This window comes from Halostella limicola (genome assembly GCF_003675875.1).
GTDB classification, from domain to species: domain Archaea; phylum Halobacteriota; class Halobacteria; order Halobacteriales; family Natronoarchaeaceae; genus Halostella; species Halostella limicola.
The window spans coordinates 340,835-358,414 of record NZ_RCDI01000002.1 but is presented as its reverse complement, the minus strand read 5'-3'; the positions used below and the strand labels follow the sequence as shown (position 1 = coordinate 358,414).

General features: G+C 67.9%; 17 protein-coding genes and 1 pseudogene. 6 read left to right on the top strand and 12 right to left on the bottom strand.

Features of this window, described 5'->3' with window-relative positions:
- Window positions 1-13: 13 nt before the first annotated feature.
- The 3 genes from D8670_RS09860 to D8670_RS09850 form a co-directional block, all read right to left on the bottom strand.
- Complete coding sequence (locus D8670_RS09860) at window positions 14-583, bottom strand: DUF7110 family protein (RefSeq protein ID WP_121817941.1); 570 nt, start codon at window positions 581-583, stop codon at window positions 14-16.
- A gap of 187 nt (window positions 584-770) precedes the next feature.
- Window positions 771-1,418, bottom strand: coding sequence for a transcriptional regulator GfcR (gfcR, locus tag D8670_RS09855; protein WP_121817940.1), 648 nt, complete (start codon window positions 1,416-1,418; stop codon window positions 771-773).
- Window positions 1,405-2,481: a glucose 1-dehydrogenase gene (locus D8670_RS09850; protein ID WP_121817939.1), complete on the bottom strand. Its 1,077-nt coding sequence runs from the start codon at window positions 2,479-2,481 to the stop codon at window positions 1,405-1,407. Before D8670_RS09850 ends, gfcR begins: the two co-directional genes overlap by 14 nt.
- Before the next feature lie 161 nt (window positions 2,482-2,642).
- Between D8670_RS09850 and D8670_RS09845 the strand changes: the two genes are divergently transcribed.
- From D8670_RS09845 to D8670_RS09835, 3 genes are all read left to right on the top strand, one after another.
- The gene (locus D8670_RS09845; RefSeq protein ID WP_121817938.1) at window positions 2,643-3,911 is read left to right on the top strand and encodes an HAD family hydrolase; all 1,269 of its coding nucleotides are present in this window, start codon (window positions 2,643-2,645) and stop codon (window positions 3,909-3,911) included.
- An 88-nt stretch (window positions 3,912-3,999) separates the two neighbouring features.
- Complete coding sequence (locus D8670_RS09840) at window positions 4,000-5,238, top strand: mandelate racemase/muconate lactonizing enzyme family protein (RefSeq protein WP_121817937.1); 1,239 nt, start codon at window positions 4,000-4,002, stop codon at window positions 5,236-5,238.
- 302 nt (window positions 5,239-5,540) lie between these two features.
- Window positions 5,541-5,909 carry a sensory rhodopsin transducer gene (locus D8670_RS09835; RefSeq protein ID WP_121817936.1) on the top strand — a complete coding sequence of 123 codons (369 nt, stop codon included), beginning with the start codon at window positions 5,541-5,543 and terminating at the stop codon, window positions 5,907-5,909.
- Between the two features lie 38 nt (window positions 5,910-5,947).
- On the opposite strand, the gene D8670_RS09830 is transcribed toward D8670_RS09835, so the two are convergent.
- From D8670_RS09830 to D8670_RS09810, 5 genes and pseudogenes are all read right to left on the bottom strand, one after another.
- Window positions 5,948-7,342 (bottom strand): GntP family permease, encoded by a 1,395-nt coding sequence (locus D8670_RS09830; RefSeq protein ID WP_121817935.1) that lies wholly within the window; start codon window positions 7,340-7,342, stop codon window positions 5,948-5,950.
- A 199-nt stretch (window positions 7,343-7,541) separates the two neighbouring features.
- Window positions 7,542-7,766 carry a hypothetical protein gene (locus D8670_RS09825; protein WP_121817934.1) on the bottom strand — a complete coding sequence of 75 codons (225 nt, stop codon included), beginning with the start codon at window positions 7,764-7,766 and terminating at the stop codon, window positions 7,542-7,544.
- Window positions 7,767-7,802: 36 nt separating this feature from the next.
- Window positions 7,803-8,384 (bottom strand): hypothetical protein, encoded by a 582-nt coding sequence (locus D8670_RS09820; RefSeq protein WP_121817933.1) that lies wholly within the window; start codon window positions 8,382-8,384, stop codon window positions 7,803-7,805.
- Window positions 8,377-9,461, bottom strand: a pseudogene (locus tag D8670_RS09815) (DUF3179 domain-containing protein). Before D8670_RS09815 ends, D8670_RS09820 begins: the two are co-directional and overlap by 8 nt.
- Window positions 9,462-9,551: 90 nt before the next feature.
- On the bottom strand, window positions 9,552-10,184 hold the full coding sequence (locus tag D8670_RS09810; RefSeq protein WP_121817932.1) for a rubrerythrin family protein: 633 nt from the start codon (window positions 10,182-10,184) through the stop codon (window positions 9,552-9,554).
- 88 nt (window positions 10,185-10,272) lie between these two features.
- Between D8670_RS09810 and D8670_RS09805 the strand changes: the two genes are divergently transcribed.
- Both D8670_RS09805 and D8670_RS09800 read left to right on the top strand, forming a co-directional pair.
- Window positions 10,273-11,409: an MBL fold metallo-hydrolase gene (locus D8670_RS09805; RefSeq protein WP_121817931.1), complete on the top strand. Its 1,137-nt coding sequence runs from the start codon at window positions 10,273-10,275 to the stop codon at window positions 11,407-11,409.
- 37 nt (window positions 11,410-11,446) lie between these two features.
- Entirely contained in the window at window positions 11,447-12,253 is an 807-nt protein-coding gene (locus tag D8670_RS09800) for an AAC(3) family N-acetyltransferase (RefSeq protein WP_121818581.1), read from the top strand.
- On the opposite strand, the gene D8670_RS09795 is transcribed toward D8670_RS09800, so the two are convergent.
- Window positions 12,250-12,582 carry a 2Fe-2S iron-sulfur cluster-binding protein gene (locus D8670_RS09795; protein WP_121817930.1) on the bottom strand — a complete coding sequence of 111 codons (333 nt, stop codon included), beginning with the start codon at window positions 12,580-12,582 and terminating at the stop codon, window positions 12,250-12,252. The genes D8670_RS09800 and D8670_RS09795 overlap by 4 nt on opposite strands.
- 123 nt (window positions 12,583-12,705) lie before the next feature.
- Between D8670_RS09795 and D8670_RS09790 the strand changes: the two genes are divergently transcribed.
- Window positions 12,706-14,091 carry a geranylgeranyl reductase family protein gene (locus D8670_RS09790; protein ID WP_121817929.1) on the top strand — a complete coding sequence of 462 codons (1,386 nt, stop codon included), beginning with the start codon at window positions 12,706-12,708 and terminating at the stop codon, window positions 14,089-14,091.
- Between the two features lie 82 nt (window positions 14,092-14,173).
- Here D8670_RS09790 and D8670_RS09785 read toward each other — a convergent pair whose 3' ends face one another.
- From D8670_RS09785 to D8670_RS09775, 3 genes are all read right to left on the bottom strand, one after another.
- A complete protein-coding gene (locus D8670_RS09785) occupies window positions 14,174-14,893 on the bottom strand; it encodes a class I SAM-dependent methyltransferase (protein ID WP_121817928.1) in 720 nt (239 codons plus the stop codon).
- Window positions 14,894-15,137: 244 nt separating this feature from the next.
- Window positions 15,138-16,133 carry a DUF7972 family membrane protein gene (locus D8670_RS09780; RefSeq protein WP_121817927.1) on the bottom strand — a complete coding sequence of 332 codons (996 nt, stop codon included), beginning with the start codon at window positions 16,131-16,133 and terminating at the stop codon, window positions 15,138-15,140.
- Window positions 16,134-16,192: 59 nt separating this feature from the next.
- A complete protein-coding gene (locus D8670_RS09775; protein ID WP_121817926.1) occupies window positions 16,193-17,476 on the bottom strand; it encodes an amidohydrolase in 1,284 nt (427 codons plus the stop codon).
- Window positions 17,477-17,580 lie beyond the last annotated feature (104 nt).

Genomic DNA, 17,580 nt, shown 5'->3' with positions numbered 1-17,580 from the left:
GGTCGCAGGGCGGTCAGTCGCTGATGAACTTGTTGTCGCGCCAGTTGACGCCGCTCTCGCCCTTGTTGCCGTCGCCGGGCCCCTCGACCACCTCTATCGTCGCCGGCCGGTCCTCGCCGTCGACGATCCGCGTCGCCGCCAGTTCGTCGTCCTCGACGGTGATGGCCGTCAGCGTCCCCTTCTCGGCCTGGCGCGCGATGTCGCAGAGCACCTCGAACATCTCGTACTGGAGCGTCGAGTTCTGGAGGACCGTCTCGCGGTCGCCCTTGAACGCCGCGTACTCGACGAGCTCCGACTCAATCTCCTCTTCCTCCTCGCCCCACTGCGGCCCGGCGGTGCGGCGGTCCTCGGGCTCTTCCTCGTATACCCTGTTCTCGGTCACGCTCGCTTTCAGCTGAGCCGTCGGCGTGTACTTGCTGATGCTTTTGTCCTGGGCGACGGCTTTCAGGATCAGCGTGTTGTTCCGCCGCGTGATGTCGATGTCCTCGATCCCGCCCGGGAGGGTGGCGTCTTCGAAGAAGTCGTGGACTGTTTCGAGTGGCAGTTCGAGCGTCGAGTGGAGTCGATAAACTTTATTTGACATATCTGGTGATGATGTTCGAGGGTACTCCAACAGCTAACTGCTTGGGCTACACTACGACTCCGGCGCTTATATGGACTGCTATTTAATTCGGATGTACCGGGTGTAAAATATGCCGTTCGGGCCGATCCGTGCGGTACGGTATCACGGCCGTGTCGGCGGGCAGCCGGACGCACCCGGCGGGTCACCGTCACTCCTCGTCGGACCCGACGCGGATGACCTGCACCAGCGAGTAGACGGGGACGCCGTCGATCTCCTCGACGCCCTGCTTGTCCGCGAGGACGCCGCAGGCGACGGGTTCACCGCCCTGTTCCCGGATCGCCTCGATGGTCTCGGTCATCGTCGTGCCGCTGGTGATGGTGTCGTCGACGACGTAGCACTCGCGGTCGCGGATCTGCGCGAAGTTCCGCGAGAAGGTGCCGCCGAGGTCTTCGATGTCGCCCTCCTCCCACTGGTGCTTGCGGGGGGCGTACGTCCCGAGGTCCGTGTCGAGTTCGCGGGCCACCGTCGTCGCGAGCGGCGCGCCGGCCTTCTCGATGCCGATCGTGAGATCGACCTCCTCGCCCTGCTTGGCGAGCAGGTCCGCCATCGCCGACCCGACCGCGCCGAGGCGCTTGCTGTCCCGGCCGATGGCGCTCCAGTCGACGTGGATGTCGTGGGGGCCGCCCGCGGGGGGTTCGCTCGGCGTCGCGGTCGCGCTGGGGGACGTGCCGCTCCGCTCGACGAGCCAGCTCGCCGTTTCCCGGGAGACGTTGAGTTCGTCCGCTATCTCGCCTTTCGACAGGCCCCGCTCGGCGAGCTCCGCCGCCGATTCGATGAGGTCGTCAACGTTTTTCATGTGCGGTAAATTCGACCGCCGTTTTTATAGTCGTGTCGTCGTCGTCAAACGCGCGGTCGAGTTCGTCGAGCCCGTGGACGCCAGTGACCAGGTCGTCGAGGAACCAGTCGGGGAGATCGCGGATCGTCTCCACCGCGGCCTCGAAGTGTTTCACGTGGGAGTTGACGCTCCCGACCAGCGCCTTGTTGTGGAGGACGAACTCGTTGTGGAGGTCGCCGCCGTCGACCTCGAACTCCCAGGAGTCGGGGACGCCGAGCAGCGCGCCGACGCCGTTGGGCGCGAGCGCCTCGACCGTCTGGAAGGCGTGTTTCGCGTACCCGGTCGCCTCGTACACCAGGTCCATCCCCTCGTGGGCCTCGGACACCTCGTCGACGGGCGTGCGCCGGGAGTCGACGTACGTCGCGCCGAGCTCCTCGATGAGGTCGATGGTGGGGTCCGGCCGGTCGCGGCGACCGAGGCAGTACGTGCGGTCGAACTCCTCGCCGTGCTCGAACATCGCCAGCGTCAGCAGGCCGAGGCTCCCGTTGCCCAGCACCAGCGCCGACTCCGGGTTCCAGTCGAACGCCGACCGGGCGGCGTAGGCGTGTTCGAGCGCCTTCTCGGTGATGCTCACCGGTTCGACGAGGAACCCGAGCTCCGCCAGGTCGTCGGGGACGGGGACGAGGTACTCCGCCGGACTGACGAAGAACTCGGACATGAACCCGTGCGCGCCGACGATGCCCCGCTCGTGGTACTCGCCGCTCGGGGCCATGTCGGGCTCGCCGCGCTCGAAGTACTCGTTGCCGCCGTTGGGCGCGCGTCGGACCGTCGGGGCGACGACGTCGCCCTCGGACAGGTCGGTGCCGTTCGGGTCGACGACGACGCCGACCGCCTCGTGGCCGAGCACGATGTGGTCCTCCCCCTCCGGGAACCCGCCGTGCGCGCCGCTGATCACCTCGTGGTCGGTGCCGTCGACGCCGACGCGGAGCGTCTTCACGAGCGCTTCTCCGGGGCCCGGTTCGGGTTTCGGCTTCTCGATGACCGCGGGTCTCTCCTCGCCTTTGCGGACTGCGACAGCTTTCATGGGCATGGCAACGCACCCCGGGACGAAAAAGATTTATTCTATTTCGAGTAAAGATTGCCGCAGTACTTTCCGCCCCATCGGCGCTTGACCGCCGTCGCCCCGGTGAACGCGGGCGTTGCGGGTTCGGGCACGTTTATGCCGCTACCGGACCGCGATCACGTATGGAACGGTACGACCTCCTGTATCGGCTGTACGACGACTTCGACGCGGCGACGCTCCGGGACTATCAGGAGTTCGTCGACGTGTTCCCGCCGGTGGACTCCCGCGTGGCGCTCGAGCACTGGCAGAACGCGAGCGACGAGCTCCACGACCGGAAAGAGGAGATCCGCGAGGCGTTCGCCGCGGGCGAGACGTTCGCGGAGATCGCCGCGCACGCCAGCCGAGACCAGGCGTTCACGGCACTCGACCTGCACGCGAAGCACGGCCGATCGGTGAACGTGCTCGTGCTAGACGTCGACGAGACGCTGCGCTCCGCCGGCGGCACCGACAACGAGATCCCCCGCGACACGCTCCACCTGCTCACCGAGTTCCACGAGGACGGCGTCCCGATCGTCATCTGCACCGGCCAGACCTTGGAGAACGTGAAGGGGTTCATGATACAGGGGCTGGGCAGCGAGATCGTCCACTCCGGGAACCTCAGCATCGTGTACGAGGCGGGCACCGGGGTGTTCACGCCGGGCCACGGGGCCGACACGAAGCAGTTACTGTACGAGAACTTGGAGAGCGAGATCGTCTCAGTCTTCGACGAGATCCGCTCCCGGATACTCCCCGAGGCGCCCGAGAACCTCCGGCACGGCTGTCACCTGCAGGGCAACGAGTTCAACGTCACGCTCAAGCCGAACTTCGAGGTCGGGAGCGACCGGGCGAAGGAGGTCATCGACGAGGGCCTCGTGTACGAACTCGACCTGCTCGGCGAAGCGGTCGCCGGCGAGGTCGACGGGGCCGACGCCGACGCGGACGAGGCGGGGGAGTGGGCCCGCGCGTACTACGCCGCGCAGGACCCGGAGATCCGCGGCGTCCTCGAGCAGCGCGGGGAGTTCCCGGAGGCCGGAGCCGACGCTGTCCCCGGGCCCGTCGCGGACGTGTTCGAGCGCGTCGACGTGGCCTACTACGAGGCCGACGCCGCCGAGATCGGTAGCCTCGAACTGAACAAGGTCGTCGGCGTCGAGGCCGCCTTCGACGTGCTCGGCATCGACGACCCCTTCGCACTGGTGATGGGCGACAGCAAGAGCGACCTCCGCGTGATGGAGTGGGTCGCCGAGAACGACGCCGGCATCGCCGCCGCGCCGGACCACGCCTCCCGCGACACGCTCGACCACGTCCTCTCGACGGACGAACTCGTCTTCGACCGCGGCAAGAGCGCGGAGATGCTCCGCGCCGTGTACGCGCTGAACCGCCTCGCCGCGCTCAACGGCGATCGAGAACGGTAGCGTCGGCGGCGCTATCTTTCATTTTCGTTAGTTAACTCCCCCGAACGGTATCTCAAAGCTTTACTGTGGGGTGAGTAAACGGGGTACCATGGGAGTCGATTACTCGGACCTGCACGATCCGAACGCGGAGTATACGATGCGGGAGCTATCGAAAGAGACGATGGGCGTCACGCGCGAGCGCGGCGGCGGTCGCGACGTCGAGATCACCGACGTCCAGACGACGATGATCGACGGGAACTTCCCGTGGACGCTGGTGCGCATCTACACCGACGCCGGCGTCGTCGGCACCGGCGAGGCGTACTGGGGCGCGGGCGTCCCCGAGCTCATCCAGCGGATGAAGCCGTTCGTCATCGGCGAGAACCCGCTCGACATCGACCGGCTCTACGAGCACCTGATCCAGAAGATGTCCGGCGAGGGCTCCGTCGAGGGCGTCACCGTCACCGCCATCGCCGGGATCGAGGTCGCGCTGCACGACCTTGCCGGCAAGATCCTGGAGGTGCCGGCCTACCAGCTGCTCGGCGGTAAGTACCGCGACCAGGTACGCGTCTACTGCGACTGTCACACGGAAGACGAGGCGGACCCCGACGCCTGCGCGGACGAGGCCGAGCGCGTCGTCGAGGAGCTGGGCTACGACGCCCTGAAGTTCGACCTCGACGTCCCGAGCGGCTTCGAGAAGGACCGCGCCAACCGCCACCTCCGTCCCGGCGAGATCCGCCACAAGGCCGAGATCGTCGAGAAGGTCACCGAGCGTGTCAAGGACCGCGCCGACGTCGCGTTCGACTGTCACTGGACGTTCTCGGGCGGGTCCGCGAAGCGGCTGGCCGAGGCGATCGAGGAGTACGACGTCTGGTGGCTCGAAGACCCCGTCCCGCCGGAGAACCTCGACGTGCAGGAGGAAGTGACGAAGTCCACGTCGACCCCGATCACCGTCGGCGAGAACCGCTACCGCGTCACCGAGGAGCGCCGCCTCATCGAGAACCAGGCGGTCGACATCATCGCCCCCGACCTGCCGAAGGTCGGCGGCATGCGCGAGACCCGAAAGATCGCCGACGCCGCCAACCAGTACTACATCCCGGTCGCGATGCACAACGTCTCCTCCCCGATCGCGACGATGGCCTCGGCCCACGTCGGCACGGCCATCCCCAACTCGCTGGCGGTGGAGTACCACAGCTACGAGCTCGGCTGGTGGGAGGACTTAGTCGAGGAGACGGTCATCGAGGACGGCTACATCGAGATCCCCGAGGAGCCCGGCCTCGGCCTGACCCTCGACATGGACGCGGTCGAGGAGCACATGGTCGAGGGCGAGGAGCTGTTCGATCCGGCGTGAGCCGGATCGAGCCCGCGAATCTTCGATTCGACTCGTTTGACGAGGCGTAAGCCGAAGTCAAACTCGCGGAGCTTGGCTCCGCGGCGTTCGATCCGGCTCACGCCGGATCGAGCCGGCATGAGCCGGATCGAGCTGGCGAATCTCCGATTCGACTCGTTCGACGAGGCGTAAGCCGGATCATCCGGCGCTTCGCTGCTGTCATCCCCTTCGACCCGACTTTTCGCGCCCGTCGTCCCCGTCGCCCGCTGTCAGTTCCGGAGGTTTATTGCCCGGATCGTGGACCCCCGAACGGGTGAACACCCGTGATCGGAAAGCAGCAGTGGGCGATCCCCGAGGGGTACATCCCGGCCGAGAGCACCGCGCCGAAACCGGAACTGGTCAGCCACGAGACCGTCTGCGTCCTCAACGCGACGGACGAACCGGCGCATATCGAGATCACCGTCTACTTCTCGGACCGGGACCCGGTCGGACCGTACGAGCGGACCGTCGAGCCGGAACGCACCGAACACATCCAGTTCAACGACCTGGAGGACCCCGAAATACCGCGAGGAGAGGGGTTCGCGAGCGTCGTCGAGGCCGACGTACCGGTCGTCTGTCAGCACACGCGGCTCGACTCCCGGCAGGCGGAGAACGCGCTGCTCTCCACCATGGCGTTTCCGGGCGACGGCTGAGGGGCGTCGGCCGCGGCGAAAAAACGAGCGGTCGGCTGTCAGGCCAGCGGGAGGACCGCCGACAGGACCAGCGTCGTCACGATCCCGGTAACCGAGATGATCGTCGTGAGAACGGTCCAGGTCTTGAGCGTCTCGGCCTGCGTGAGGCCGCCGATCTCCTTGACCAGCCAGAAGCCGCTGTCGTTGTACCACGAGAAGATGTTGCCGCCCGCGCCGATGGCCATCACGAGGTAGGCCGGGTGGACGGCGAGTTCGGGCACTTGCGGGGCCATGATGCCCGCGGTGGTGAGCATCGCGGCCGTCGCCGACCCCTGCGCGATCCGGACGATGGCGGCGATGAGCCACGCGCTGACGAGCAGCGGGATACCGAGATCGCCCAGCGCGCCGGTGATGTAGTCGCCGATGCCCGACGCGGCGAGCAGCGCGCCGAACGCGCCGCCGGCCGCGGTGATCGCGGCGATGTTCCCGCCGCTTTTCAGGGCCTCGGTGAGCTCCTCGGTCCAGGCCTCGCGGTCGAGGGCGCTGTAGCGGAAGTACGTCCACGCCGCCGCCAGCGCCGCGATGGTGAGCGCGACGTTCTTGTCGCCGATGAAGGCGACGTACGGCTGGATCGACTCGAGGACCGGATACACTTCCTGAAAGGTGTTGACGACCGTGAGCGAGGCGACCAGCACCACGGCCAGGATGATGGGCGCTGCGGATTCGAGGACGCCCGGGAGGGTGCTGGTGTCGCGGTCGGCGACCTCCTGTAGCTCCTCGGTCGTCGTCGACATCGCGTCCCGGAGCGGGATGTCCAGACGCTTGTTGATCCAGCGACCGTAGACGAGCCCCGCCATGGTCGCCGCCGGGAGCGCCGTCGCGATGCCGATGAGGATCGTCATCCCGAGGTTCGATCCGACCTGGTCGGCGACCGCGAGCGGCCCGGGCGTCGGCGGGACGAACACGTGCGTCGTCGCGCCGCCGGCCCCGACCACGACGATGAAGAGCGTGTAGTTCTTGCCGACTCTGGCCCGCATCGACCGCGCGAGCGGCGCCAGCAGGTAGAAGACGCTGTCGAAGAAGACGGGGATAGCGAGTACCGAACTGCTACCCCACAGCGCGATGTCGGCGTTCCCTTCGCCGAGAACGTTCTGGAAGCCGCGGACGATCCGCTGTGCCGCGCCGCTTTCCAGCATCGACTTCCCGATGATCGCCGCCATCAGGATCGGGATCCCGATGCCGGCCATCCCCGCGCCGAAGGCTTCCGCCGTCGCCGTCGCGGCTTCGCCCGGGGCGAAGTCGGGCACGAACACCGCGTTGACCACGCCGACGAGGAACGCGGCGATGATCAGACCGACGAACGCCGGTAGGTCCAATACCACTAGCAGCAGTATGACCGCTATCAGCCCCACGACGAACGTCAGCAGGGGACTGTGTGCGAACTCGATTGCCAAGTGTGAATCACCCACTCGTGGTGTGGTTTAGACGGATGGATATAATTGATGGAAAATTTGGAATAACAATGTAGTATACAATACTATATAACAGACTTTTCTGACTCTGTACCGTTATTCGTGTACATAATATATTTTACCAATAATATGAAAAAGATGTTTCACTTGAGCGTGCTATCGGGCACCCGACGCTCACGGGCTAGTTCTCGTCCATCTTCTCGTCGACGTCATCGGGCGGCGACTCCTCGCCTTTCTCCCACTCCTCTCGCTGTTGCTCGTTCGGCATCTCCTGTTGCTCTTCCTGCGCGGCGTCGTCGGTGCGGTCGCCTTCCTCGTCCTCGTCGATCCGCTCCAGTTCCTGCTCGGTCTCTTTCTCGCGCTCTGCCTCCATCTCGCGCTGTCGGTTCTCGTCGTCTTCTGCCATAGCGTTCCCCCGGGCGTGGCTCCGCCGTCCAGCCTTTTACGTTGCGGGCCGGTCCCAGACGGCGGGGTCGACGCGCCGGGCGACGAGGACGAGGGTTCCGAGGAGGAAGACGACGCCCACCGGCACCAGCCAGGCGAAGGCAGTCAGCAGGAGGCCGCTCGCCTGGACGCCGAACAGGAGGAGGACCACGGGACCGCAACACGCCGTCCCGGAGAGCAGGGCGGGCACCGCCGCGGCGATACCGGCGGTGGCGCTCGGGCCGCAGGCCTCGGGCTGCGTCAGCGCCAGGTACGTCAGCGCGAGGTTCGCACCGACCAGCGCGGCGAGCGCGCCGCCGACGAGGACGTTCCCGGGCGAGAACAGGAGGCGGACGTGGTACAGGTCCACAAGCGCCACCGCCTCGAACGCGGCGGGGCCGACGCGGCGGACCGCGGCCGCGAGCGGGTCACGGGCGACGACGAGACCGGTGCCGACCCCGCGCCGGACGACTAGGTCGCCCAGCGCGAACAGATAGGCGGCGAGATAGCCGGTCCCCGACGCGGCGGCGACGAGCGCGCCGTCGCGGCGGCGCAGCCCCCTGCGGAGCACCGACGCCGTGTGCCTGACGGGATCAGTCATAGAGTTCGGTCGAGGGGTAAAAGCCCGCCCAGGCGAACCACATGGCGTCGAACGAGAGCATCCCCGGCAGCGGGAGGTCCGCGGGGTCGCGGCGCTCGCCGTCCGCGTCGACGACGCCGCCCCCGTCGGACCGGAACGTCCGGTTCTCCGGGTTCCGGTACACGCGGGCGACGTCCAGCGCCGGGTCGTGGACGGCGAGGAACCGGGCGTCGCCGGCGGGCGCGTCGACCACGCCGTCGTCGCGGAGCGCAGTTTTCTCCACCGCGACGGCGCCCTCGGCCGCCCGCGCGCCGACGACGACGGTCTTGTCGTTCAGACGGTCGTCCGCCGACAGCGGCGCGAACATGGTGCCGTCGTCCGCGTAGTACCCCCGGCGCGGATCGTACCCGCCGTAGGGATCGGAGCCGTAGTCGCGGACGTGGCCGGTGTCCTCGGTCAGCACCGCCGTCTCCGGGTGGGCCTCGCGCCATCGCTCCCAGGTCGTCCAGTGGAGGGGGAACTCCCGGAGCGTCTCGCCGGCGAGGTCGCCCTCTATCGCGGTCGCGAGCATCTGCGGCCACCTGCTGTCGGTGCCGCGATCGTACATCACGAGGTTGCTGTTGAGCAGGTCGCCGGAAACGCCGAACGTCGTCTCCCCGCGCTCGAACCCCTGCGCGGTGCCGGTGAGCGGACAGTACGTGACGCTGACCGGCGTCCCGCCGACCGCATCGTTGACGATCTCGTGGTAGACGAGCACGTACTGGGGTAGGCCCGCGCCTCGCCGTCGCGGGCGACGCCGAACACGACGTCGCCGCCGTCGAGCCGGTCGTCCGCGGCGTCGGCGCTCTCGAACCGCGGTTCGTCGATAGCGGGGATACCGTCCTTCGAGACGCCGCCGGAGACCACGTTCTCGCACAGGTGGTCCGCGGAGTACTCGATCGGCCGCTCCGTCCCGCCCGTCGGCGGTTCGACGCCGGTCGGCGACTCGGGAGCCGAGGCGGACGGGCCGCCGAGGCTCCCGACGCAACCGGCGATCCCGGAGACGGCGGCTGCGGCAGTCGCGGCGAGAAACCCCCGCCGAGGAGCGTGCTGATCCATACCACGGCTACCGAGCGTGAGGGATTAACGTTGGCCGCGGCGTGTGCGGCCGACGCACGAGCGCGGCGGGTTCCCGGACGAACGGCTCCGTCAGCAGAGCGGCTTGACGTCGACGCCGAGTTCGGTCAGCGCGTCCGCGTAGTCGTCGTACGCCACCTGGATCACGTAGCCCGCCGCGGCGGAGGCGCGCTCCCAGTCGTCGGCGTCGGCACAGAGGTCGTCCAGCAGGGCCAGCCCGTCGTCGACGACGGCCTCGGTCTCGGTCTTGAGGTCGCGAAAGAGGTCCGCCTTGCGCTCGTCGGCCTCGTTGACGAAGAAGGCGACGACCTGCGTGTGCGTCCGCACGCTGACCAGCGGGCGGCCGACCATCCCGGCGGCGACGCGGCCGATCGCGTCGTCGCGCCCCCGCAGGTACGCGTGCATCGCGCCGCCGTCGGCGGGCTCGTACTCGTCGGGCAGGTGCTCCGCGACGCGCTCGTAGTGCTCGGCCTCCTGCTCGGCCACGTCCTCGAACGCGGCGCGCGCGGCGTCGTGGGACTCCTCCGCGGCCCACTCCCGGAACGTTCGCTCCGCGCTGTGTTCGCTGTCGGCGGCGGCTTCGAGCACCGGCCGCTCCTCCAGGTCGGCGCCGGTCAGGGCGATCAGGAGCTTCGACGACCCGAGGCGGTTCAGCTCCGTCTCCTTGTCCGCCTCCACGGCCTCGCGGAGTTCCGCGGCGTTCATGCCCGCAATTATTACCGGAGCCCGCTTCAACGTTTGCGTCCCCGCGCTCGCCGCGTCGATTTATCCCGTCGCTCGCCGTAGGGGGCGTATGAGCGAGGCCGACGCGATCACTCCGAGAGCACTGGCGGAGCGACTGCGGGCCGGCGAGCGCGTCTCGGTCGTCGACGTGCGGGACCGCGACGAGTTCGAAACCTGGCGCGTCGACGGCCCGAACGTGACGGCGACGCAGGTGCCCGAGAACCGCTTCGTTCAGGCAGAGGTGACCGGCGGCGCGGCCGACCTGGTCGACGGGCTGGACGAACCGGTAGTGGCGGTCTGCGGGCGCGGCGAGGCGAGCGACTACGCCGCCGAACTGCTCCGCGGCGAGGGCGTCGACGCGGTGAACCTCGCAGGCGGGATGGAGGCGTGGGCGAACGTCGTCCTCGCCGCGGAGGTCCCGACCGGAGGCCCTGCGACAGTCCTCCAGTACCAGCGCTCCTCCAGCGGCTGTCTGGGCTATCTGGTACACGACGGGGAACGGGCGGCCGTGGTGGACCCGCTCCGCGCGTTCGCGGACCGGTACGTCGAGCACGCGGTCGAGTGCGGCCTCGATCTGGTGTACGCCGTCGACACGCACGTCCACGCGGACCACGTGAGCGGGATCCGGGCCGTCGCCGAGCGGAGCGACGCCGACCCGGTCCTCCCGTCGGGTGCCGAGGACCGAGGGTTGGCGTTCGACGCGACGCTGCTCGACGACGGCGACGACCTCGCCCTCGGCGACGCGACGCTGTCGGCCCTGCATGCCCCCGGTCACACATCGGAGATGACGGCGTTGCGCGTCGACGACGCCGTCCTCGCCGGCGACAGCCTCTTTCTCGACGCGGTAGCCCGGCCGGATCTGGAGGCGACCGCCGACCCGGAAGCGGCCGCGGCCACGCTCTACGACACGATTCACGAGCGGCTGCTGGCGCTCCCGGACGAGACGCTGGTCGCGCCGGGACACTACGAACTCGACGCGCGCCCCCGGACCGGCGGCGCCTACGCCGCGCCGGTCGGCGACCTGCGCGAGTCGGTACCGGCGCTCTCGATGGCCGAGGACGAGTTCGTGGCGCACGTCGCCGAGGACCTGCCGGCCCCGCCGGCGAACCACGAGCGGATCGTCGCGATCAACCTCGGCCGCGAGTCGGCGGACGACGAGACGGCGTTCGAACTCGAACTCGGTCCGAACAACTGCGCGGCCGGCTGACAGAAGACCTATGCCGTCCGCCCCGGTCGGCCGCCGTATGAGCGAAGGCGACATCGTCGAACGCACCGACGCGCCGGTGACGGCGGAGCGACTCGCCGGGGACCTCCGGGACCTCGGGCTCTCGGCCGGCGACGCGGTGCTGGTCCACTCCTCGCTGTCGTCGCTCGGGTGGGTCGCGGGCGGCGCGCCGACCGTCGTCGACGCGCTGCTCTCGGTCGTCACCGACGACGGCACGCTCGCGATGCCGACCCACTCGACGCAGCTCTCGGACCCGAAGTCCTGGGAGGCGCCGCCGGTCCCCGAATCGTGGTACGACGACGTTCGCCACGGGGGCGCGCCGTACCGCCCGGCGGTCACGCCGACGCGCGGGATGGGGGCGGTCGCCGAGTGCTTCCGGACGTATCCCGGCGTTCGGCGGAGCCGCCACCCCTGCGTCTCCTTCGCCGCGCGGGGCGCCGACGCCGAGTTCGTCACCGCCGACCACGCCTACGACTACCCGCTGGGGGAGGAGTCCCCGCTCGCCCGGCTCTACGAACTCGACGCGGCGGTGCTGCTGCTCGGCACCGGCCACGACACGAACACGTCGCTGCATCTCGCCGAGTACCGGGCGTCGTACCCGAAGACCGAGGTGGTCGACGGCGGCCCGATACTGGAGGACGGCGAGCGGCGGTGGATCGAGTACGAGGACGTGGCGGGCGACACGAGCGACTTCCGGGAACTCGGCGCGGCCTTCGAGGCGGCGGCCGACCCGCCGACGGGACCGGTCGGCGAGGGGCGGGCGACGCTGTGCTCGCAGGTAGAACTGGTCGACTTCGCCGTCGAGTGGTTCGAGGAGAACCGCTAGTCGTCGGCCGCGGCGGGGCTGTTCGCCTCGGCCTCGGCGTCGGACTCGATGCTCGGCGGGTACTTCCCGCGGTCGAGTTTCAGGTCGGACTGGGGCCGGGCCATGCAGGTCAGCGCGTACGACTCGGCCTCCTCCTCGGTGAGACCGCGGGCCGCGGGCTGGGTCACGTCGCCCTCGATTATCTTCGCCGAACAGGCGAGACACATCCCGACCCGGCAGGAGTACTCCTGAGCGATCCCTTCCTCGATGCACCGGCTCAGGATCGTCTCCTTGTCGGAGACCGTTATCTCCTCCCCGGTCCCGACGAACTCCACGGTGTAGTCAGCCATGTTCCGGGGCTACGTCGAACTCCGATAAAATTCTTTATCACCTTTCTGTCCCGTCGGTATCGACGGAAATCGCCGGCGAGGACAAATAAAACGTTTTGACAGTGGGGTGTGGACGGGAGTGGTATGACCAGTCACGAGCGGGACGTGGTCGTCGTGGGCGCCGGCACGGCCGGCTGCTACGCCGCCGCGACGATCGCGAGCGAGGGGTACGACGTCGTCGTCGTCGAGCGAAAGCCCGAGGAGGAGGCGGGCCACATCGCCTGCGGCGACGCGCTGAAGGGGGCCGACGCGTTCCCGGAGGCGATCCCGAAGTCGAAGCTCGAACCGGCGTTCACGAACACTGGGGTCGACCACGGTCGGTTCGAGATCCCCCAGGAGGACACCGTTCTGGAGATCCCCATTCCCGGCGAGCTCGCCGTCATCGACCGCTGGGAGTACGGCCGCCGGATCATCGAGGGCGCCGAGGAGGCCGGCGTGGAGTTCCACTACGACACGGTCGTTCAGGACGTCGTGCAGGCCGACGGCGAGCGGGGCGATGCCGACCGCGTGACGGGCGTCCGGGCGAAACGCGAGGGCGAGGTCGTCACCTACGAGGGCGACGTCGTCATCGACGGCGCGGGCGCGCTCTCTATCCTGCAGGACAAGGCGGACCTCGAAGACGCCACGTTCGACACGAACGTGAACTACTCGCAGTTCTGTTCGGCGTACCGCGAGATCGTCCACGTCGACGAGCCCGTCGAGTGGGACGACGCACTGGTGTTCAAGCCCACCGAGCGCGCGGCGGGGTACCTCTGGTACTTCCCGCGGACCGACACCGAGATCAACGCCGGCCTCGGCTTCCAGATGACCGAGGAGCCGATGCAGCTGGTCGACGACCTGAAGAAGGACCTGCGGAACCGCGAGGAGTTCCGGGGTGCCGAGGTCGAGGACAAACTCGGCGCGGCGCTCCCGACGCGCCGACCCTACGACTCCGCGGTCGCGCCCGGGTTCATGGCCGTCGGCGACGCCGCGGGCCACGTCAACCCCACGACGGGCGGCGGCATCGCGGGCGCCGCCTACGCCGGCAAGTACGCCGGCGAGGCCGCCGTCGGCGCGATCGAGGACGGCGACGTGAGCGAGGCCAACCTCTGGGAGTACAACGAGCGCGTGATGGACCACTTCGGCGCGCGCTACGCCGGCCTCGACGTGTACAACGTGCTCTCGACGGCCGTCGACGTGGACGACCTGATGGGTCTGCTCGCGGCGCTCCCCGGCGACAAGCTCGCGGAGGCGCTGTACTCCGGGAGCACGTCGATCGACTGGAAGCTCAAGCTCCGGACGGCGTTCCAGAGCCTGGGCTACTACGACGTCATCTGGACGTTCTACCGGACGAAGCAGCGCGCCGACGACCTCATCGAGCACTACAAGCGCTACCCCTCCAAACCGGGCGCGTTCGAGGCCTGGCAGGACCACCGCGACGACCTGATGGACGCGGTCTACGAGACGACGGGCGCGGAGCCGAAGTACTGACCCGGACCGCAGTCGCAAACGGTTCGCGGCGGTTACGAGTTCTCCCTCGGTGCCGGACGAACTTCGCGTCTACACTCAGTTGCTATTCAGAGTGTAACGCTCTAATACACAGGAACGTGGGGTATTTCAACCGCTTCTGGTAGGATTCCGGCTTTTTGTCTTTGAACGTCTCCTTCGGTTTCGGTTCGACCAGTTCGTCCAGTCGGAATCCGTTTTCGAGAAGTGGGTCGACGACCTCGGAAAACGGCCGGCGATAGAACGGGACATCGACTTCCTCACCGGAGGCCGACCACGTCATCCGTTCCTTTTCGACTTCGAAGTAGTTCTCGGCCTCGAACGCGACGTACTCATCGACCGGATGCTGCGCCGAAAACACGAGGAATCCACCGGGGCGGAGGATGCGAGCGAACTCAGTGAAGGGCTGTCGCCAGTCCTCGACGTAGTGGAGCGAAAGGCTGCAAACGACGCCGTCGAACTCACCGTCGCCGGCGAATTCGAGCGGATCTGTAATATCGGCCCGGCGAACCTCTGTCTCATCGCCGATCCGTCGTCTCGCCTGTTCGAGCATCTCGGCGTTCTGATCAACAGCGAGAACGTCCGCTCCCTTCTCGATCAACCACTCCGCGTACCGACCGAGTCCACAACCCGCGTCGAGGACTCGTTTGCCCTCTACGTCTGGAACGAGTTCCGTCGTCGCGGGAAACTCAAAATCCGCGCAATACGGGTCATCTTCTTGCGTCTCGTACGTGTTCGACAGTTTGTCGTACGCGTCCTCTACGGTGGGACTCTCGTCAGGCGGCATAAATACAACTGGATACCGATATTCGCATTAACCGCTTCGATCAGTATTTCATCCCTCGTTCGTTCGTAACTGGAATCGGAAAGCGGTTCTATCGAATCAGCCGACTGAAAACGGCAACCGCTGTACTCATCGAGGACCGAAAGTGCGAGGGAAAATCACACCGTTCCTGACTGTCGTGCGTGTCCGTCCCCACTGAACCACCAGCGACGAGGTCACGGACTTCGATCTAATTACTGAGAACTTGCTACAGCGGCCCTCCGTTCTGGACGTTGAACGGCACCGTCGACGCGGTGCCCCGTGTCACCGTCGCGATCCGCAGCACGTAGGCGAACAGCACGGTGATGGGGAGGAAGGCGATAGCGGTCAGCAGGAAGATGGCGATCTCGAGAAACGGCGTGTTGAGCATCGGCCCGAGGTTCTCCCCGTAGATCCACACCGAGACGAGCGCCGCGGTGATCGCGGGCACGCCGGTGTACAGGAGCTTCTTCGAGAGGTCGGCGAGTTCCCGTTGCATGTACAGCGTCTTGAAGTACTTCCGGGCGACGCCGACGTCTTCGAGGAGGTCCAGCATCTCGTCTAAGTCCTCGGCGGCGTCGGTCGGGAAGTCGTCGCCGTGGTCGCGCCGGAGCTTTCGGACCGTCCGGATGTCGTCGCTGTAGTCGATCTCCATGATCGTGAGCAGCGTGTCGAAGCTCCCGTACTCCTCGCTTTCGATGGTTTCTGTCGCGATGTCCGCCTGCTGTACGACGGAGTCGACGAACCGGTCGACGTCCGCCCGGACCTCGTCCGAACAGTCGGCGACGGCGTCGCGGAAGGCGATCGCTCGGTCCCGTTTCACGTCGGTCAGGAAATCGAGGAAGTCGCCGGGCGTGGTCGGACTCACCGCGTCGCCGAGCGCGTGCTCCTCGACCTCCTCCTGATAGTCGAGCATCTCGTCGACCCGCTCGCGGACCTCGTCGGGCGTGCCGAACTCCCGCGAGATGATCAACTGGTTGATCGAGATGACGATGGTGATGAGCGTGATGTTGCCGCCGATGAAGTTCGAGAGCGACCGCGTCACCGAGTCGGGGTTCGTCACCGCGACGACGTCCAGCAGACGGAGCGCGGTGATCGACGCGAGGAACGCGACGACGACGACGGCGGCGACCCGATTGCGGCTACCGGACAGCAGGAACCACCGGCGCAGGTCCCTGCGTCGCCAGCGCCGCAGTTCGTCGGGCGTCTCTTCGGGCGTCGACATACCGGTGGTAGAACGCGAAGCGTGAAAAGCGACGGCCGAGGCGACGCCGCTCTCGCCGTTCAGGGCCGAGCGTCCGCGGCGTCGAGGACGGCGTCGGCGAGCACGTCGACGCCGAGGTCGAGGCTCGCCTCGTCGACGTCGAACGTGGCGGTGTGGTGGCCGCCGGGGTGGTCGGTGCCGACAGCGACGTACGTCGCGAGGCCGCCCTGCTCCTGCACGCGCCGCATCAGGTACGTGGCGTCCTCGCTCCCGCCGAGGTCGTCGCGCCGGGTCGCGCGGTCGACGTCGGGGTGTTCCTTCGCGGCGTCCCGAACGAAATCGACGAGGTCCGCGTCGCTCTCCGCGCTCGGCGCTTCGCCGACGGTCGAGAGGCCGACCTCGCAGTCGTGCATCTCGGCCGCGCTCCGGATCACGCGGTCGGCGTGGTCGGCCATGTACTGCTTCAGCGCCGTCGTCTCGCCGCGCACCTCGACCTCCATCTCGGCGTGCTGCGGGATGATGTTCGACGCCGTACCGCCCTCGATCTGGCCGGCGTTGACCCGCGTCGCGCCGTCCTCGTGGCGCGGGATCGCGTAGAGGTTCTGCACGGCGGCGGCGAGCGCCTGGTTTGCGTTGCTCCCCTCGTTCGGCTTGCCGCCGGCGTGGGCAGACTCGCCGGAGAACTCGGCGTGGACGTGCTGGACGGCGAGGAAGCCGTCGACGCCCGCGACGACCTCGCCGGTCGGGTGGTCGAGGCCGACGTGGACGGCGAACAGGTAGTCCACGTCGTCGAGGTGGCCGCTCTCGGCCATCGCCTTCCCGCCGCCGACCAGTTCCTCCGCGGGCTGGAAGAACACCTTGAACGTCCCCTCGAAGTCGCTGTCGGCGATCCGTTCGAGCACGCCGACGCCGAACGCCGCGTGGGCGTCGTGGCCGCAGGCGTGCATCGACCCCTCGTGCTCCGACCGGAACCCCTCGGCCGCGGGGAGGTGCTCCTCGTCGGTCGACTCCGTGATGGGCAGGCCGTCGATGTCGACCCGCAGGGCCACCGTCGGCCCCTCGCCGCGGTGGAGTTCCGCGACGAGGCCGGTGTAGCCGCCCTTCAGTTGTTCCAGTACTTCCTCGTCAGCGCCCGCCTCCCGGGCGCGCTCGAACGCGGCGTCGAGTTCCGCGTCGCCGGGGACGCCCATCCGCTCCTCGGTCGCGATCGCGTCGGGGCCGACGTGGAGCGCGTCGACGCCGATCCGCTCTACCTCTTCGACGATACGCGCCGTCGTGTAGAACTCCCGCCAGGCCCGCTCCGGGCGGCGGTGGAGGTCGCGTCTGAGGTCCACGAGTCGGTCGTCGGAAACCTGCTGTGACATACCTCGACACTGGGCGGCGGTTCACTTAACCCGTCGGGCATCGGCGGCCGGCCCCCCGAACGGCGCGGTCGACGTGCGCACGTTCCGGCGATAGACGAGAGCGT

What these genes read in the sequence shown, in the direction of transcription:
- D8670_RS09790 (WP_121817929.1), top strand. Translation starts at nt 12,706, where the DNA reads ATGACCAGTCACGAGCGGGACGTGGTCGTCGTGGGCGCCGGCACGGCC.
- D8670_RS09805 (WP_121817931.1), top strand. Translation starts at nt 10,273, where the DNA reads ATGAGCGAGGCCGACGCGATCACTCCGAGAGCACTGGCGGAGCGACTG.
- D8670_RS09850 (WP_121817939.1), bottom strand. Translation starts at nt 2,481, where the DNA reads ATGAAAGCTGTCGCAGTCCGCAAAGGCGAGGAGAGACCCGCGGTCATC.
- D8670_RS09775 (WP_121817926.1), bottom strand. Translation starts at nt 17,476, where the DNA reads ATGTCACAGCAGGTTTCCGACGACCGACTCGTGGACCTCAGACGCGAC.
- D8670_RS09820 (WP_121817933.1), bottom strand. Translation starts at nt 8,384, where the DNA reads ATGACTGATCCCGTCAGGCACACGGCGTCGGTGCTCCGCAGGGGGCTG.
- D8670_RS09845 (WP_121817938.1), top strand. Translation starts at nt 2,643, where the DNA reads ATGGAACGGTACGACCTCCTGTATCGGCTGTACGACGACTTCGACGCG.
- D8670_RS09785 (WP_121817928.1), bottom strand. Translation starts at nt 14,893, where the DNA reads ATGCCGCCTGACGAGAGTCCCACCGTAGAGGACGCGTACGACAAACTG.
- D8670_RS09840 (WP_121817937.1), top strand. Translation starts at nt 4,000, where the DNA reads ATGGGAGTCGATTACTCGGACCTGCACGATCCGAACGCGGAGTATACG.
- D8670_RS09860 (WP_121817941.1), bottom strand. Translation starts at nt 583, where the DNA reads ATGTCAAATAAAGTTTATCGACTCCACTCGACGCTCGAACTGCCACTC.
- D8670_RS09825 (WP_121817934.1), bottom strand. Translation starts at nt 7,766, where the DNA reads ATGGCAGAAGACGACGAGAACCGACAGCGCGAGATGGAGGCAGAGCGC.
- D8670_RS09795 (WP_121817930.1), bottom strand. Translation starts at nt 12,582, where the DNA reads ATGGCTGACTACACCGTGGAGTTCGTCGGGACCGGGGAGGAGATAACG.
- D8670_RS09800 (WP_121818581.1), top strand. Translation starts at nt 11,447, where the DNA reads ATGAGCGAAGGCGACATCGTCGAACGCACCGACGCGCCGGTGACGGCG.
- D8670_RS09810 (WP_121817932.1), bottom strand. Translation starts at nt 10,184, where the DNA reads ATGAACGCCGCGGAACTCCGCGAGGCCGTGGAGGCGGACAAGGAGACG.
- D8670_RS09780 (WP_121817927.1), bottom strand. Translation starts at nt 16,133, where the DNA reads ATGTCGACGCCCGAAGAGACGCCCGACGAACTGCGGCGCTGGCGACGC.
- gfcR (WP_121817940.1), bottom strand. Translation starts at nt 1,418, where the DNA reads ATGAAAAACGTTGACGACCTCATCGAATCGGCGGCGGAGCTCGCCGAG.